14 protein-coding genes and 1 pseudogene are annotated in these 14,896 nt (G+C 45.0%); 10 read left to right on the forward strand and 5 right to left on the reverse strand.

Annotation, left to right across the window (positions count from 1 at the left end):
- The 5 genes and pseudogenes from GM30_RS12105 to GM30_RS12125 all read right to left on the reverse strand — a co-directional run.
- Nucleotides 1-230 (reverse strand): DUF932 domain-containing protein (locus GM30_RS12105; RefSeq protein ID WP_155483967.1); only part of this gene is annotated, 230 nt, incomplete at its 3' end.
- 111 nt (nucleotides 231-341) lie between these two features.
- On the reverse strand, nucleotides 342-575 hold the full coding sequence (locus tag GM30_RS12110; RefSeq protein WP_049848825.1) for a DUF905 domain-containing protein: 234 nt from the start codon (nucleotides 573-575) through the stop codon (nucleotides 342-344).
- A gap of 129 nt (nucleotides 576-704) precedes the next feature.
- Nucleotides 705-1,100 (reverse strand): annotated as a pseudogene (locus GM30_RS12115) (hypothetical protein); the annotation flags it as partial.
- Nucleotides 1,101-1,164: 64 nt separating this feature from the next.
- Nucleotides 1,165-1,569: a hypothetical protein gene (locus GM30_RS12120; protein ID WP_049848827.1), complete on the reverse strand. Its 405-nt coding sequence runs from the start codon at nucleotides 1,567-1,569 to the stop codon at nucleotides 1,165-1,167.
- Nucleotides 1,570-1,767: 198 nt separating this feature from the next.
- A complete protein-coding gene (locus tag GM30_RS12125; protein WP_049848929.1) occupies nucleotides 1,768-2,655 on the reverse strand; it encodes a GTPase family protein in 888 nt (295 codons plus the stop codon).
- A gap of 2,098 nt (nucleotides 2,656-4,753) precedes the next feature.
- Between GM30_RS12125 and GM30_RS12135 the strand changes: the two genes are divergently transcribed.
- From GM30_RS12135 to GM30_RS12180, 10 genes are all read left to right on the forward strand, one after another.
- The gene (locus GM30_RS12135) at nucleotides 4,754-5,341 is read left to right on the forward strand and encodes an inovirus-type Gp2 protein (protein ID WP_049848829.1); all 588 of its coding nucleotides are present in this window, start codon (nucleotides 4,754-4,756) and stop codon (nucleotides 5,339-5,341) included.
- Nucleotides 5,342-5,440: 99 nt separating this feature from the next.
- Nucleotides 5,441-5,647: a helix-turn-helix transcriptional regulator gene (locus GM30_RS12140; protein WP_049848830.1), complete on the forward strand. Its 207-nt coding sequence runs from the start codon at nucleotides 5,441-5,443 to the stop codon at nucleotides 5,645-5,647.
- Between the two features lie 116 nt (nucleotides 5,648-5,763).
- Complete coding sequence (locus tag GM30_RS12145) at nucleotides 5,764-6,156, forward strand: putative zinc ribbon protein (protein ID WP_049848831.1); 393 nt, start codon at nucleotides 5,764-5,766, stop codon at nucleotides 6,154-6,156.
- 61 nt (nucleotides 6,157-6,217) lie between these two features.
- Nucleotides 6,218-6,637, forward strand: coding sequence for a putative zinc ribbon protein (locus GM30_RS12150; RefSeq protein WP_049848832.1), 420 nt, complete (start codon nucleotides 6,218-6,220; stop codon nucleotides 6,635-6,637).
- Nucleotides 6,638-6,813: 176 nt separating this feature from the next.
- Nucleotides 6,814-7,401 (forward strand): restriction endonuclease subunit S domain-containing protein, encoded by a 588-nt coding sequence (locus GM30_RS12155; protein WP_049848833.1) that lies wholly within the window; start codon nucleotides 6,814-6,816, stop codon nucleotides 7,399-7,401.
- A 41-nt stretch (nucleotides 7,402-7,442) separates the two neighbouring features.
- Nucleotides 7,443-9,050 (forward strand): type I restriction-modification system subunit M, encoded by a 1,608-nt coding sequence (locus GM30_RS12160; protein WP_049848834.1) that lies wholly within the window; start codon nucleotides 7,443-7,445, stop codon nucleotides 9,048-9,050.
- Nucleotides 9,047-10,249, forward strand: a complete 1,203-nt coding sequence (locus GM30_RS12165; RefSeq protein ID WP_049848835.1) for a restriction endonuclease subunit S — start codon at nucleotides 9,047-9,049, stop codon at nucleotides 10,247-10,249. The genes GM30_RS12160 and GM30_RS12165 overlap by 4 nt, the downstream gene beginning before the upstream one ends.
- Before the next feature lie 58 nt (nucleotides 10,250-10,307).
- Nucleotides 10,308-13,223, forward strand: a complete 2,916-nt coding sequence (locus GM30_RS12170; RefSeq protein ID WP_049848836.1) for a type I restriction endonuclease subunit R — start codon at nucleotides 10,308-10,310, stop codon at nucleotides 13,221-13,223.
- 135 nt (nucleotides 13,224-13,358) lie between these two features.
- Nucleotides 13,359-13,922, forward strand: coding sequence for a hypothetical protein (locus tag GM30_RS12175; RefSeq protein ID WP_049848837.1), 564 nt, complete (start codon nucleotides 13,359-13,361; stop codon nucleotides 13,920-13,922).
- Nucleotides 13,922-14,752: a hypothetical protein gene (locus GM30_RS12180; protein ID WP_049848838.1), complete on the forward strand. Its 831-nt coding sequence runs from the start codon at nucleotides 13,922-13,924 to the stop codon at nucleotides 14,750-14,752. Before GM30_RS12175 ends, GM30_RS12180 begins: the two co-directional genes overlap by 1 nt.
- Nucleotides 14,753-14,896: the final 144 nt, after the last annotated feature.

A 14,896-nucleotide genomic window follows, 5' to 3' on the forward strand; every position in this document is an offset into this window, starting at 1 on the left:
CGTCGGTTCTGATCGCGGACGCGACTCTGGCAGGCAAAGAACGGTTCAAAACCTTCGCGATGCAGGTTTTCAAGTACGGTGATGGTCGGTATCCAGGTATAGCGGTCTGAACGGGACTCATGCCTGTCGCTCCCGAAGACGCTGGGAACAACCTGCATCAGTTCTTCACGGGTCAGGGGACGGTCGCGGCGGATCTGGTTCACCCGACCAAAATGGCTGGCTAATCTCATACTTAATTTCCTCATGGTCAATGTCACGGTATAAACAAAAAGACCATGCGCCCTGACGGGCGCATGGTCTGTCGGTGTACTGGCTGGTGTGCGGGTGATGCCCGTGGTGCGTCAGTTCTGGGGGAGCCCATGGCTTACCAGATAACGGTTAAACCACTCCCCGGCATCCGATTCAAAATTCCATGCCCGCCAGATTAACTGACTGTCGCGGTCACGGATCACCAGCCGAAAATGGCTCCCCTTGTCGTCTTCAATGGTGATGTTGCAGTAAAGTGCCGCCACGGCTTCAGCCTGTTGGCGGGTGAAAGGGCCGGGTGGTAACGGCGTATCGTCAGTGTTTTGCACAGTGCGCTCCTGATAATTGGTACAAAAACAAACGCCCTGCCCGAATGAGCAGAGCGTGGAGTAGTGTTGGCTAAAAGATTGTTTACGGCAGAAGTGTTATTACGGAGGCTGGTTCAGCGAGTATTGCANTAGCGTGAAGACCGCCGGTTTTGCACCAGAGCCGGAAACGATCACACGTTTACCGGTACGCAGCTTGTTCCACGCCCACATAAGGTTGTCTTCTCCCACGTGAGAGTCGCTTTCGCTGATATTTGCCTCTTCTTCGTTATCAATTTTCATCGTCAGGGTCTGACCGCTGTCCATGCTGACCTGATGGCCGTTTGCGTCGGTAAAGATGATGGTGGCGGCCTGTGAACCGGAGCTGTCGCAGGCGAGATACAACTGTGACTGCCCCTTGCCGAGGATGGTATATTCCGCCGTACCCTGTGCGAAGCCGCTCGTCCATGTGTCGTGGCTACCGAACGCCAGCACCTGACCGGAGAAACAGAGTACGAGGGCCAGGGGGACTATCGATTTGAATGACATAAAAATTTTCCTTTACCAAACAATGAGAAATTTGGGGAGATTAGAGGTCGATGCTAAAGACTGTTTATTCGGTCACCGTGAAGGTGCCATGGTCGGTGAATACACGGGCTTCAAGGAAGCTGCAGACCACGCCCGCCGGTGGCTGAAGGTAGGTATGGCCGAAATGCCAGGTCAGTCCGTCAGCAAAATGCATCGTGGTGGGCGTGAAGGTCGCACCCTGCGCCACCCATCCCTCAAGTCGTTTGCCCTGGTATGTGATGGTTCCCTTTGTCAGCAGCGGACATTTGCCCCGGTTGACGTCAATATTCTTAATCACAACGGTATCAGTTTTAGCCGTAACGGTGACATTGATACCCTGTATGTTCTTCTGAATATCGACCTTAATGATGTCGTTTTCAGCCGCTGCGGCCGTTGAGGACAGGGCTGCCAGCAGCGTCATGGCTGCAGCAACGGTATAATATTTAGTCATGTAAGTTCCTTAAGGCGTGACAACTCCTGCGAGTCATCGCATTGATTTTTAATGAAGAAATAACGTAATGACACGGTTCCCCGTGGATTATGTAACTGCGGGACTTATCAGGTACAGCGATGAATATCGATCTGTTCGATCGGCGATACTGATCGTGATGAAGCGAAAATGCTTATCGACAGTGATGAACTTTTTTATCTAACCGAAGAAAAATCCCCACAGGGAGCGTGCCGCGCGGGCGACGGTGTGGGTCACCGCATGCAGCGCCGAACGGGCCACCTGCGGCAGCGGGGCCAGGTCAATGACCTTATCGATAACCTCCACCACGGCATCACCGAAGCTGTTGCTGGCGGTGCTGATGATGCTGGTGGTGCGATACCCGGTCTGCAGGTGCGGCACAAGCGGACTGCGGGCCTGCTTTGGGAGGCGGGTTATCATCGCCTCCACCAGGCGCGACAGACGGTAACGCCCCCGGACCGAGACCGGCAGAATATTAATTTCTGCTATCTGTAACTGACGGGCCACCGCCTGCTGTTTCTGCGCAATACGTTCTGCCTGTAACGCTGAGGGCTGAGCCGATAACCAGTTCCACCGTTCCGCAGGTTCGGTTTTGTCCACCTGGTTTAACACCCACAGCACCGGCGGCAGCGGTGCGCTGAACTGCGCGAATACATTCTGATAAAAGTATTCTTCCACTGCATAAGCCCGGTCATCGGCTTTGAGCACCCACAGCACCATATCGAGCTGTGGCATGAGTTCGCGGTACAGCTCACGATATTCATCGTCGCGGCTGACACTCTCACCCACGCCGGGCAAATCGACCAGCGTCAGAAAATGGCTCCCGAAGCGCAGTCGTATACGTTGTGGCTGGCGGGTGCAGGCTTCAACCGCATTGACCGCACAGACTTCACTGCGGAATAACGCATTGCACAGCGAGGATTTGCCGACACCGGTTTTGCCCATAATGCCAATCACGGGTTCGTACGTGACCAGCCGGTTAAGCTCCTGCAGCAAATGCTGGCGCAGTGAGCGCGGATAACACCGGAGATGGCGACGAATAAGGGCATAGCCTGAGGGATGTTTCATATCGGCCTCTGAATGAAAAAAGGCCATCCGGTGGGGATGGCCTGTTGAAGTGAAACGTGAGTAAATTCAGTAAGATGATATATAAGTTAGATTTTTTTAATCCAGAACTTCAGCAATAGCCCTCGGCCCCGCCAGTAACGAGTACTACATATCATCGTACATTATACCCTCTGGAATCTCCCAGATCTCAGCAGAGGCGGNATACTAATTACTTTATCTTCTCCGCCATTTGAACCAGTTATTATTTTGGGCTGTTTTCGTTCTTTCCGGGCGAGGTATTTCTCATTTGAGTATTGATTGTCATAAGTAAAGCTACCAGCCTGAGTAAAGGTCGTTACACCCGGTATTGCATTATAATTTTTTGCTACGCGGGCCATATAATTAAGATGATTTTTTTTATTTTCAGTTCGTTCCGTTATGCTTTTTAGCAGTTTATTCAACTCCTTAATTTGATTATGAACGCGTAACTGCCCATTAGTTTTCTTTTTAACCTGTTGGTTTTGAAGTTGATTCTGAAGGTACTCTTCAAGATGAGCTATTTTTTGCTTAACTTCACTAATGGTGATAGCTGCTTCTTCGTCCCTGTTGGGATCTTCCGAACTAAAGGGCAACAATACGTCTTTATAATGCAATTCATAGTCCGGGAGAGTATCGGCGATTTTCTTCATGACATGATTTGGAGGTTCTGCAAGTTCGCCGGTAAAGGAGTAGTAGTGAACTTTGACCCGGCAGCCACTGATAATACCCCAGGTTTTGCTAATATCATGAGAATACCATGTATTGAGGTCACCCTCTGAAAGGTAAAAAATAACATGCAGAAAAGGCTCAAAAGCCGTATCAGTTACCATGACCAGTTTTGAGTATCCTAAAAAACTAACATAGGGTGACCTGTGCCGAAGTATTTTCAAAACCTTTGGAAACTGCCTGGTAAGCAATGCCGCACGAGCTTTCAGCCGCTTATAAGCCGAACCAGCATCGAAATGCTCCATCTCTTCTCTCTCAAGAAAAATGGATAATGGAAGCAATGTCAGTTTCTTTTTCTTGACTCTGGCTTTTTCCTGCATAACGCAATAATGCTGCTGCAGGCTGGTGAAAACCTTCTTTTTATCATTGAGCAAAATCTTGAGTTCGCGCCGATATTCAGCCTCAGGCGGGTGACTGAACTTATGTCTCCAGTAACTGTGATGGTATTGCCTGGCAAGGACCACTTCGTTGTCTGCTCTTTGCCTGGTGCTGAAGTTTTGTGGGGGTTGTCCCTTCGCTTTCCTTTCGTTTAGCTCTTTTCTGATATTTTCGCGCAGAAGCGTCAGGAGAAAATTTGCAGGCTCGTAGCCCCTCTCCCGGGAATCAGAATCCTGGACTGATTTCTTATTGAACTGAATCAGAGTATAAGCATCAGCGATTTCACCAAAGATAACGTCATTCCATCGCTTTCCCACATCAGCAGGTTCTACATTGAAAAATCGAAGTTCATCTAAAGGAAGAGGGGAAAGTCCCGTCGCAAGACGCTGATCTTTCTGTTTCTCTATGTCTCTCCATTTAGCATTTTCTTCTGAATCTGGCGTTTTTTTCATCACAGTCCTTTTCCTGTCTCTTCAACGACCTTCGCTTGATGCCGACATCGCGACAGCTTACTTTATGCCAATTCCTTCATTTTCGCATTCAATAATGATGTTTAAAATCTTGGTTTTTTATACATCAAAAACCTATAAAACATGTCTAAAAATACCGTTTTTCATGTCGAAAAAATATGCTTTAAATCTCATTAATCACTATGTTTTAGCCAGTAACCTTCAATTTTCACTGTTTTCAATTTCTCCACTCATGATGCTCACGTTCCGGTCTGAAGGAGAGCGATCCTGCTCAAGCATCAATCTCTTCCCGTAGGTCTCCCATAGAAGAAGTAAAGCATGTACAGTGAAGCAGAATATTTCACTGCGTTTAGGTATTATTATTCTTACTTAAAGAAGTGCTCTTAATCACCTTTCCACCTTCCCCTTTAGAGCTCACTACCAGACTTACCACTCCACATGTCCCTGAGTGATTCAAATCTGAAGTATCTCTCACATCCAGTGTTAACCACATTGAGAGAGACGACATGACATATCGAACTAACCCGAATTTCACCATAGATGATGAATTATTCACTGACCTGACAGACCACATGGAAAGTCTTCGGGAGCGTTACTCTGACATCATCCCGCTACGTATGGATTTCGCTTATAAGACGACCAGCAGACGTTATGCCGACCGTTATCGGGACCACTGGGATATGGACATGTACCGGTTGGCTGAAAGAGTAATGCGGACTAATACCGTCATTGGCTATGCATGGGTGATGGAGCTCACCTGTCAGCATGGTCTTCATTTTCACGCGGTGTTCTACCTGGATGGCCAGCGTAAGCGGAATTCCTACCGTTCTGCGAGAGTGATTGCCGAAGAGTGGCGAGAAGTTACAAACGGCGAGGGTATCTTTGAAAACTGCCAGAAAAAAATTTACCACAAAGTGAATGGCTCAAGATGCCTGCACTACTCAGATCGCAAAGGCTATCGTGATCTGGCGTTTATCGTGAGCTATCTGGCAAAGCTCGAGCAGAAAGAGATGCTTGCAAACCCGGCATGCTGGCTGAGTGAGATTAAGCCTAGGGGGCGTGGAGGAAGGCCACGCCTGATAAGGGGAAGATGAGTATCAGTTAAAAAATACGCCACGGGCACATCGTTTGAAGAAGTCTGCAGCATTCGGATACCTGGCTTCTTCTCCCTTACCACCAACGGAGAAAAAACGATGACCACACCTGGTAGCCTTCTCAGCGACAAATTTGTTGATATGGCCTTCATTACACAGCTCACTGGCTTAACCGACAAATGGTTCTACAAACTGATTAAAGACGGGGCGTTCCCAAAGCCCATTAAGCTGGGCAGAAGCTCCCGCTGGCTTGAAAGCGAAGTGGAAGCCTGGCTGCAGCAACGCATCGCACACTCCCGTCAGTAATCTATCGAAGCAATCACCTTCCCCATCTGATTTAACGCCACCAGTCGTATGACCTGCACTGCTGCCCTCCCCGGGATGGTTTACGCCTGCGCTTCATCCGGCAAAGGACCAATACTATGACGATTTACGCCAAATCTTTTATCGCGCTTGACGGCAATCAGCGCCTTACGGGCGCGACCACCGCACAGCTTTACCCTTACGCCCACTATACCTGCCACCTCTGCGGCAGCGCCCTGGTATTCCACCCTGAATGGGGTACTAACTGCCCGTGGTTTGAACATACATGGGAAAACCTGACCGAGAACGGTCGTCACCATTGCCCGTACGTACACCCTGAGCCGAAAGAAGCGCGGCGGATACGCATGCTGCGCCGTTACGTCCCGGATGTCCTACCGATAGTGCGGAAGGCCGACTGGCACTGTTCGGAGTGCGGCAGCGAGTACCACGGCGAACGTTACTGCATGAGTTGCCGTACTGGCGACCACAGTGTCGAAGTCACTGCTAACTAACCCCCTTACCTTTTTCCCCGTCAGCAGCGACTGGATTACCTGCTGCGGGAGGAGTTGTACCATGCGAATTCTGAAATGTTATCTGGCGAACAACATCCGTAATCAGTTTGTTAATGCCAAAGAAGCCGCTAAGGCCGGTGATGATGCAGGGCACTGGACATGCGCCAGTGAATTACTCCTGCGTACAGGCGAAGCAGGAGAAGCCCCCTGGTTTGAACACATACCGCATTCCATTCCCCATCAACGGCTTATGAAATGCGCATGGGTGGACCCTGAGGAAAAAGCACGGGCTCGAGAAAAGAAGCTCCGTCAGGTGGTGTATTCCGTGGACAAAAATTTAAGACCGCCTCAGGAATGGCATTGTGTGCTGTGTGATACCGAATATCAGGGGAATAAGTACTGCAGAATATGTAAATCCGGGCTCTACAGTACGGAGCCGAGGTTCATAGGCTGTCTCCCCAAACCTGAGGACGAAAACTAGCTCGGTACAATCTGTAGCGTATCTGATGTGCTGCCTGCCACTAACATACAACTCGCCAACGTAGCTCTTTCTACCTAGTCTGAAAACGAGAATTTTACGTAATAAATTTAAATTCAGTTGACTTCACCACCCGGATTGATAGACTCACCACACGCATTGTAATTTAAGTTTATTCAATGAAAACTGAGCCAGTACCCTATTCCATCGTTGCTTCATTTACTCCCGGTGCGCATGTCAGTCGTATCAGACAGAATGATAAGGCTAAAGCATGTCGCTTTTATGCTACCGAGCAATTTATGCGTGACTGCTGGCAACCGGGTACTACTATCAACGGTGATAAAGAACAGGTTGTACGCCCCACTCAAGCGGTTCTGTCAGTCCAGACGGGAGATGTAGTTATAAGCCTGATTCATGGTAAGGCTGCTATCGTCAGCCCTGAGCATGCCGGACGTCTGCTCAGTAATAACTATGTCAGGGTCGAAGTTGACAGCCGGAAGGTTATTCCTGCGTGGTTTGTCTGGCACTTCAATGAAAGCAGGGAGAGCCGCCGCCAGCAAGCTATGGCAACGCAGGGGTCAACGTTTGTATTGCGTTTGTCTCTTACTGAGGTACGTCAGTTTACTGCAACGCTGCCTCCTCTTAATAAGCAGAAGGCAATCGGTGGGCTCTATTTGGCGACCATTGAAAAACGCCATTACCAGGAACGCTTGGCCGTACTAAACGAACAACAGATCCTGAGCCAGCTCAGTGATATGATTCAGTAACTATCCCTTAACCGGGACTTACAAGAACAACAGGAAGAAGTATGTCGCCCCAGATTGAAGCGCAAAATTTGAGTGAACTGCAAAGCCGCCTTTGGAATATTGCAGATACCCTGCGTGGCAAGATGAATGCCGATGAGTTTCGTGACTATTGCCTTGGTTTCATCTTTTACAAGTATCTTTCCGAGAAGTTTGTCACCTATGCCAACAAAATCCTGAAGGAAGACGGGATTAAGTATAACGAGCTGACAGCTGAGCATCCGGTTTATCAGGACATCATTGATGCGGTAAAAGACGACAGTGTTCAGACGCTGGGTTACTTTCTGCCCCCAACTGACCTGTTCCACACCATGGCTCAGCGTGTAGCGAAAGATCAGAAAGGTGCTGGAGAAGGTTTTATCCTCGAAGATCTTGCTACCACCTTACGCAATATTGAGCAAAGCACCTTGGGCACTGACTCCGCTGATGACTTCAGCAACCTGTTTGAAGACCTGGATTTAGGCTCCAGCAAACTGGGTAATACTGCCAAAGCCAAAAATGAGCTGATTGGAAAGGTTATCACCGAACTCGACAAACTGAGTTTTAACCTGAGTGAAGCCAGTTCTGACATTCTGGGCGATGCTTACGAGTATCTGATTGGTCAGTTTGCATCCGGTGCAGGTAAGAAAGCAGGCGAGTTCTATACACCGCAGCCAGTTTCTACATTGCTGGCAAAAATTGTTACCACACATAAGCTCAAACTGAAAAACGTCTATGACCCGACCTGTGGCTCTGGCTCTCTGCTGCTGCGTGTAAAACGTGAAGCCTCTTCCGTAGGTAAGATCTACGGTCAGGAGATGAACCGCACCACCTACAACCTGGCACGTATGAACATGATTTTGCATGGTGTTCACTATGCTGACTTTGAAATCATGCAGGAGGATACGCTGGAGCATCCGCAGCATACGCATCTGAAATTTGATGCGATTGTCGCCAACCCACCGTTCTCGGCCAAGTGGAGCGCCAGTCCGCTGTTTATGAACGATGACCGTTTTGCGCAATACGGTAAGCTCGCGCCGTCCAGTAAAGCGGATATGGCATTTGTGCAACATATGTTTTACCACCTGGAAGATGACGGCACGATGGCGGTGGTTCTGCCTCATGGGGTCTTATTCCGTGGTGCGGCAGAAGGACACATCCGCAAGTTCATGATTGAACAGTTGAACTGTATTGACGCCGTTATCGGGCTACCTGCGAATATCTTCTATGGTACCAGTATCCCAACCTGTGTGCTGGTGCTGCGTAAGTGCCGTAAACACAACGACGGTATTTTGTTTATTGACGCAAGCAACGACTTTGAGAAGGTGAAAACTCAGAATCGCCTGCTGCCGGAACATATCGACAAGATTGCAGATACTTACAACGACTGGAAAGCTCAAGAGAAGTACAGCCATATTGCGACGCTGGAAGAGATTCGCAGCAACGATTACAACCTCAATATCCCGCGCTATGTCGATACCTTTGAAGCAAAAGATGAAATTGACCTCAATGCGATAGCACATGAGATTCGTGAGCTGGAAGGAAAAGTGGCTCAGATCGATAAGACCATTGCTGGATTCTGTAAAGAATTGGGGATCGATGCGCCATTTGTACAGGCGGAGGATAAAAAATGATGGTGCCAAAGTTAAGATTTAAAGGTTTTAGTAAAAATTGGTATAGTAATAAACTGGAAAATATTTTTTCATTTAAGAATGGACTCAATGCCAGCAAAGAGATGTATGGAAATGGCATTAAATTTATTAATGTTCTAGATATCATTAATAATGATAAAATTACATTCGATACGATTCAAGAAAGTGTACAAGCCACAGATGAGCAGATATCTTCTTATCAAGTAAAGCAAGGCGATATACTTTTTCAGCGTAGTTCGGAAACAAGAGAAGAAGTTGGGCAGGCTAATGTATATGCTGATACTAACCCTGTCTTATTTGGTGGTTTTGTAATCAGAGGCAGGCCGTTAGTTAAGCTAAATAGCGCTTTTATAAATTATCAATTAAAAACTGACATATTGAGAAAAGACTTAACCCAGAGAAGCGGCGGTAGCACCAGATATAATATTGGACAAGAATCTTTAGGCAAGGTTACGGCTTTTTTCCCTGAATTAGAAGAGCAAAATAAAATTGCTGATTTTTTGTCTTCTATTGATAAAAAAATAGCACTTTTAAACAAACAGTATGTCTTATTGAATCTGTATAAAAAAGGAGCAATGCAAAAGATTTTCTGTCAAGAAATTTTCTTTAAAGATGATAAGGAAGATAAGTTTTCTCAATGGAGTGAACTAGTTTTAGGTAATGTATTTGAACAACGTACAGAAAGAGCTTTCGGAGATGAGGAATTACTATCTATCTCTATTAATGGAGGTATCCAAAAATTTGATGAGACAGTCAGAAAGAATAATTCCAGTTACGATAAAAGTAATTATTTGAGAGTATACTGTGGTGATATTGCTTACAACTCAATGAGAATGTGGCAAGGTGCGAGTGGTGTGTCATCCTTTGATGGTATTGTTAGCCCCGCATATACAGTTCTTAAAGGTAATAGTAAACATAGTAGTATTTTTTTTAGTTATATGTTCAAAACGGACAAAATGATTTTTGAGTTTCAAAAGCACTCTCAGGGACTGACATCTGACACATGGAATCTAAAATATGCTCAATTAAAAACTATAAAAGTTAAAGTTCCTTGCTTACAGGAACAATTGAAGATTTCACATTTTCTTTCTTCTATCGATCATAAACTCACTTTAAAAAAGGAGGAACTAGACAAATTAAAAATCTGGAAGCAAGGCCTGCTCCAGCAAATGTTTGTATAAAAATAATTCGGCTCGGCCAGATCCAGACCCGCATAACAACGAAAGGCACAACATACTGATGGCAACGCAAAGCGAATACGAGTTAGAAACGCAGCTGATCAACCAACTGGTGGGGATGCACTACGAACTGGTGAATGTTACAGACGAAGCCAGTATGAAAGCCAACCTGCGCAAGCAGATCGAGATTCATAATCGGCTGGAGGCTGCCCCACTCACCGACAGCGAATTTAACCGTGTTTTCCTGCATCTGACCAAAGGCAATGAAGTGATCGATCGTGCCAGAATCCTGCGCGATCGCTACCAGTTGCTGCGTGATGATGGTACGGAGAAATGGCTCAGCTTTATCAACAAAGACGAATGGTGCCAGAACGAGTTTCAAGTCACTCGTCAGGTCAAGCAGTTTAATGCCGAGCAAAACACTCGTAAAACGCGCTTTGACGTTACGCTTTTGATTAATGGCTTGCCTTTAGTACAGATAGAGCTTAAGAGACGTGGGTTGGGCCTGAAAGAAGCCTTTAATCAGATTGACCGTTACCATCGGGATGCATTCTGGGTTGGTAGTGGTCTGTTCCAGTATGTTCAGTTGTTTATTATCAGTAATGGTGTTGATACTAAGTATTACGCTAATAATCGGGCTAACCATTTCGAGCAGACCTTTTTCTGGACAGACGAGAAAAATGAACCCATTAAGTCGCTGGAGAAGTTTACAGAAGCCTTCCTGAAAGTTTGTCACATTGCAAAAATGATCACTCACTACACGGTACTGAATGAAACCCGTAAGTGCCTGATGGTCATGCGACCCTATCAGTACTATGCCTGTGAGGCGATGATTCGCCATGTTAAGGACAGTCTTCACCTACAGGGCAAACCCCGTAATGGCTATATCTGGCATACCACAGGTAGCGGGAAGACCTTAACCAGCTTTAAGGCCAGTCAGGTGATCATGTCCATGCCTGAAGTTGATCGGGTTATTTTCGTTGTCGATCGTCGCGATCTGGATTATCAGACAGCCAAAGAGTTTAACAGTTTCGCTAAAGACAGCGTAGATACCACTAACAATACCAGTACACTAATTAAGCAGTTAAAGGCCAACAACAGTAAACTGATACTGACCACCATTCAGAAACTGAACAATGCCATTACCCATGAAGGATATAAGGCACAGCTGGAGCACCTGCGTAAGGAACGTATTGTCTTTATCTTTGATGAATGCCACCGCAGTCAGTTCGGTGAAACTCACAAGGCTATCGTAAGTTTCTTTGAAAATGCACAACTGTTTGGATTTACCGGGACCCCGATTTTTGCCGATAACGTCAATATTACCAATGGTATCAAGCAGACTACTGAAATGCTGTTTGACAAATGCCTCCACAAATATGTCATTGTCGATGCCATCCGTGATGAGAACGTATTGCGCTTTGCCGTGGAGTATGTAGGAACATATCGCCGTAAAGAAACCAGTAATGAGATCGATATCGATGTGGAAGATATTGACACCAAAGAGGTCATGGAAAGCGATATCAGGCTGGGCAAGATAACCGACTACATCCTAGCTCACCATAATGCAAAGACCCGAAACCGTGAGTTTACCGCAATGTTCTGCGTGGGCTCGGTGGACATGCTGATTAAATACTACAAACTCTTTAAAGACAAACAAACAGAGCTTCAGCAGGCCGATCCAGATTACAAGCCGCTGCGTATCGCAACAATATTTACTTATGCAGCAAACGAAGCGGACAAAAGCGATAAGGAAGCGGTTAACGGCTTACTGGATGAAGAAGACATCAGCCTGCCTCAAGGCGGGAAAATCGATATCTCGAGCCGGGATCATCTAGACAGCTTCATCAAAGATTACAATACGCTGTATGGCACCAGCTATTCAGCTAATGATTCGCAAAGCTTTTACAATTATTACAAAAACATTGCACAACGAACCAAAGATAAAGGAATTGATATCCTGCTGGTGGTCAATATGTTTCTGACGGGATTTGATAGCCCTGCTCTCAATACGCTTTACGTTGATAAAAACCTGCGTTACCACGGGCTGATACAGGCATTCTCCCGAACCAATCGTATTCTTAATGAGAAGAAAAGCCACGGTAACATCGTCTGTTTCCGCAATCTCAAGAAAGCCACTGATGATGCCATAGCGTTATTCTCGAACAAAGACGCATCTTCAGTCGTGCTTGTTAAGCCTTTTGAGGAGTACCTGAGCGACTATCAGGCTGCTGTAGATACCTTGTTGACCCTGACACCTACAGTGGAAAGCGTGGACAGCCTCTCTGATGAAAAAGCTCAGCTTGCTTTTGTGACGGCTTTCCGTGACATGATGCGACTGAAGAATATCCTGGAGAGCTTTGCTGATTTTGATGAAGTGAGTAAGCCTTTATCGGATCAGACTCTTGCCGATTACACCAGTAAATATCTCGATATTTATGACAAGGTGAAAAAACGCACTGGCAAAGATAAAGTCTCGATTCTGGATGAGGTCGATTTTGAAGTGACACTAATTCATCGGGATGAAATTAATGTCGGCTATATCCTGAGGCTACTGGCTGGCATCCAGGCTATGCCACCTGAAGCGCAGCAGAAGCAGAAGAAGAAGGTCATGGATATCGTTGACAGTGACGTCACGCTGCGCAGCAAACGCGAACTGATTGATAATTTCATCGAAGAAAATCTGCTGAATGTTTCGCATGATGAAGATATCACCCAGACCTTTGAAACCTACGTTGAACGTGAAAAGCGTAAAGCGGTTGCAACGCTATGTGCTGAAGAAAATCTTGATGAAAGCAAAGTTACCGCATTACTGGATAACTACCTCTTTACAGATGTGACCCCACGCGAGGACGAGGTAGCCAGGGCTCTAACGTGGACACCAAAGATCCTTGAAAGGAAGATGGTGCTTAAACGTGTATATGACAAGGTTTGTGGCGTGATTGATACTTTTATCAACGGAATGCGTGGGTTCTGAGGGTAGCGAAGCCCCAATTGGGGCTTCGCTATTGATATATTTAACCGGTTGAGCGAAATATTGTAGGTGGAAAGTAAATGATTAATTGATATACTATAAAATAATTGTACGCACTATTTAACACAGGAAAACATTATGATAATAAATTTCCTTTTTAGAGTTCTTTTAACATTTAACGCAACATCGTTGTTGGCTATAATTTTCTTTGTACAAAAGAAGTACACTCTTTATTACTTTTTCCAAGGGTTTGAACACAGTCATTGGTTGAGTTTATTACCACAAATGACATCATACGTATTTTACATGCTAATCCCCATATTACTAACTTGGATTAGTTTGTTTTTAAGTTCCAGACTGGGCAAGGATGAGTTTAAAGAAGGCGAAGTAGTTTCTGTGGAGCATGCGAACAACTCATTTCTTCCAAGTTATCTTGGTTATTTTTTTGTAGCTTTAAGTATAACTAGTTGGTCAGCCTTGTTTTTTGTTTATGCCGTTTTATTTACTTTTACCTTTATGTCTCAAGCATTATACTTTAACCCTTTATTTCTACTGTTTAGATATGAGTTTTATAACATTAAAAACAAGAGCGGCGCATCCATTTTTTTAATTAGTCGTCATAAATACAAAACCCCCAAAGAGATCAAGATCCCCGTTGCATTTAGAATAAACAACTATACCTTTATCGAAAGGAAAAAATAATGAATAACATTTTTGCGAAAGTAAAAGGACCTCGTAAGAAACCTTTTTTTAAATTGGTATCAGACTACACTTTGTTTGACGCTTTAGATTTATCTACTCTTAGCCTCATTCCATATAACCCTGACCATAATCTTGATGAAGATTCATGGTTCAAAATTGATAATTTTAGTCAGCAATCATTCTGCTTATCATGCATTAAGGATGAATTTGATTCAAAGGACTTCGACGATTTAACAAAAAAATATTTCACGAAGATTTCATATATATTCTCTCATCAGGATGAAGACTTTTATTTTCAGAAAATAACTCCATCCCTGTTTATCAAGAGAAAAACAATTGCTTTTGGTGAATCAGCAGAAATAGAAGAAAATGAAGGGCGTTTGATTGTTAATCATATACCTGATGCTGTATATCTAAAGGAAAGAAATATATTATTATTCAGAAATCTCGCCACAATTTCAAGTATATTTAAAGGCATCGATGTTCTGTACAAAGAAGCCACGGAAGAAGAAGTTAAGTCGTTTTTAAGTGAATCCTTCATTGTACTTTCAACTGACTATGATGTAGAAAAGGTATCAAAGCCAAACCGAAAGAGAATTGCATTAGCTATGGATACTCTTGCAGCGATGCCAGTGGAAGACAGAGGTGAGATGCTGAATTACATTAATGATTATTGTGCTGAAAAACTTAAATATGACACAACTGAGAGTAAATTCGAAATATCATCAGAAGAAGAGTTAAAATATTTGCTGTATGGTATAGAACAAAGATTTTACACTACTAGATTTGGTAATGAAAAGAGATTAGCCAACTCAATACAAAGATTATAAAAGTGGTGTAATGGATACCTTAATCAACAGAGTTTGTGGATTCTGAAGCTGAAGAAAATCTGTATAATCTTTGCTATTACCATTACAGTTTAGGTCGAGGCTAATCTAGGGGGACAGGTAACAAAACCTGTTGCTGCCCCGTGC

This window comes from Trabulsiella odontotermitis, from assembly GCF_001188485.1.
In the GTDB taxonomy this organism is placed as follows: Bacteria; Pseudomonadota; Gammaproteobacteria; order Enterobacterales; family Enterobacteriaceae; genus Trabulsiella; species Trabulsiella odontotermitis_A.

What these genes read in the sequence shown, in the direction of transcription:
- GM30_RS12120 (WP_049848827.1), bottom strand. Translation starts at nt 1,569, where the DNA reads ATGACTAAATATTATACCGTTGCTGCAGCCATGACGCTGCTGGCAGCC.
- GM30_RS12125 (WP_049848929.1), bottom strand. Translation starts at nt 2,655, where the DNA reads ATGAAACATCCCTCAGGCTATGCCCTTATTCGTCGCCATCTCCGGTGT.
- GM30_RS12135 (WP_049848829.1), top strand. Translation starts at nt 4,754, where the DNA reads ATGACATATCGAACTAACCCGAATTTCACCATAGATGATGAATTATTC.
- GM30_RS12140 (WP_049848830.1), top strand. Translation starts at nt 5,441, where the DNA reads ATGACCACACCTGGTAGCCTTCTCAGCGACAAATTTGTTGATATGGCC.
- GM30_RS12145 (WP_049848831.1), top strand. Translation starts at nt 5,764, where the DNA reads ATGACGATTTACGCCAAATCTTTTATCGCGCTTGACGGCAATCAGCGC.
- GM30_RS12150 (WP_049848832.1), top strand. Translation starts at nt 6,218, where the DNA reads ATGCGAATTCTGAAATGTTATCTGGCGAACAACATCCGTAATCAGTTT.
- GM30_RS12155 (WP_049848833.1), top strand. Translation starts at nt 6,814, where the DNA reads ATGAAAACTGAGCCAGTACCCTATTCCATCGTTGCTTCATTTACTCCC.
- GM30_RS12160 (WP_049848834.1), top strand. Translation starts at nt 7,443, where the DNA reads ATGTCGCCCCAGATTGAAGCGCAAAATTTGAGTGAACTGCAAAGCCGC.
- GM30_RS12165 (WP_049848835.1), top strand. Translation starts at nt 9,047, where the DNA reads ATGATGGTGCCAAAGTTAAGATTTAAAGGTTTTAGTAAAAATTGGTAT.
- GM30_RS12170 (WP_049848836.1), top strand. Translation starts at nt 10,308, where the DNA reads ATGGCAACGCAAAGCGAATACGAGTTAGAAACGCAGCTGATCAACCAA.
- GM30_RS12175 (WP_049848837.1), top strand. Translation starts at nt 13,359, where the DNA reads ATGATAATAAATTTCCTTTTTAGAGTTCTTTTAACATTTAACGCAACA.
- GM30_RS12180 (WP_049848838.1), top strand. Translation starts at nt 13,922, where the DNA reads ATGAATAACATTTTTGCGAAAGTAAAAGGACCTCGTAAGAAACCTTTT.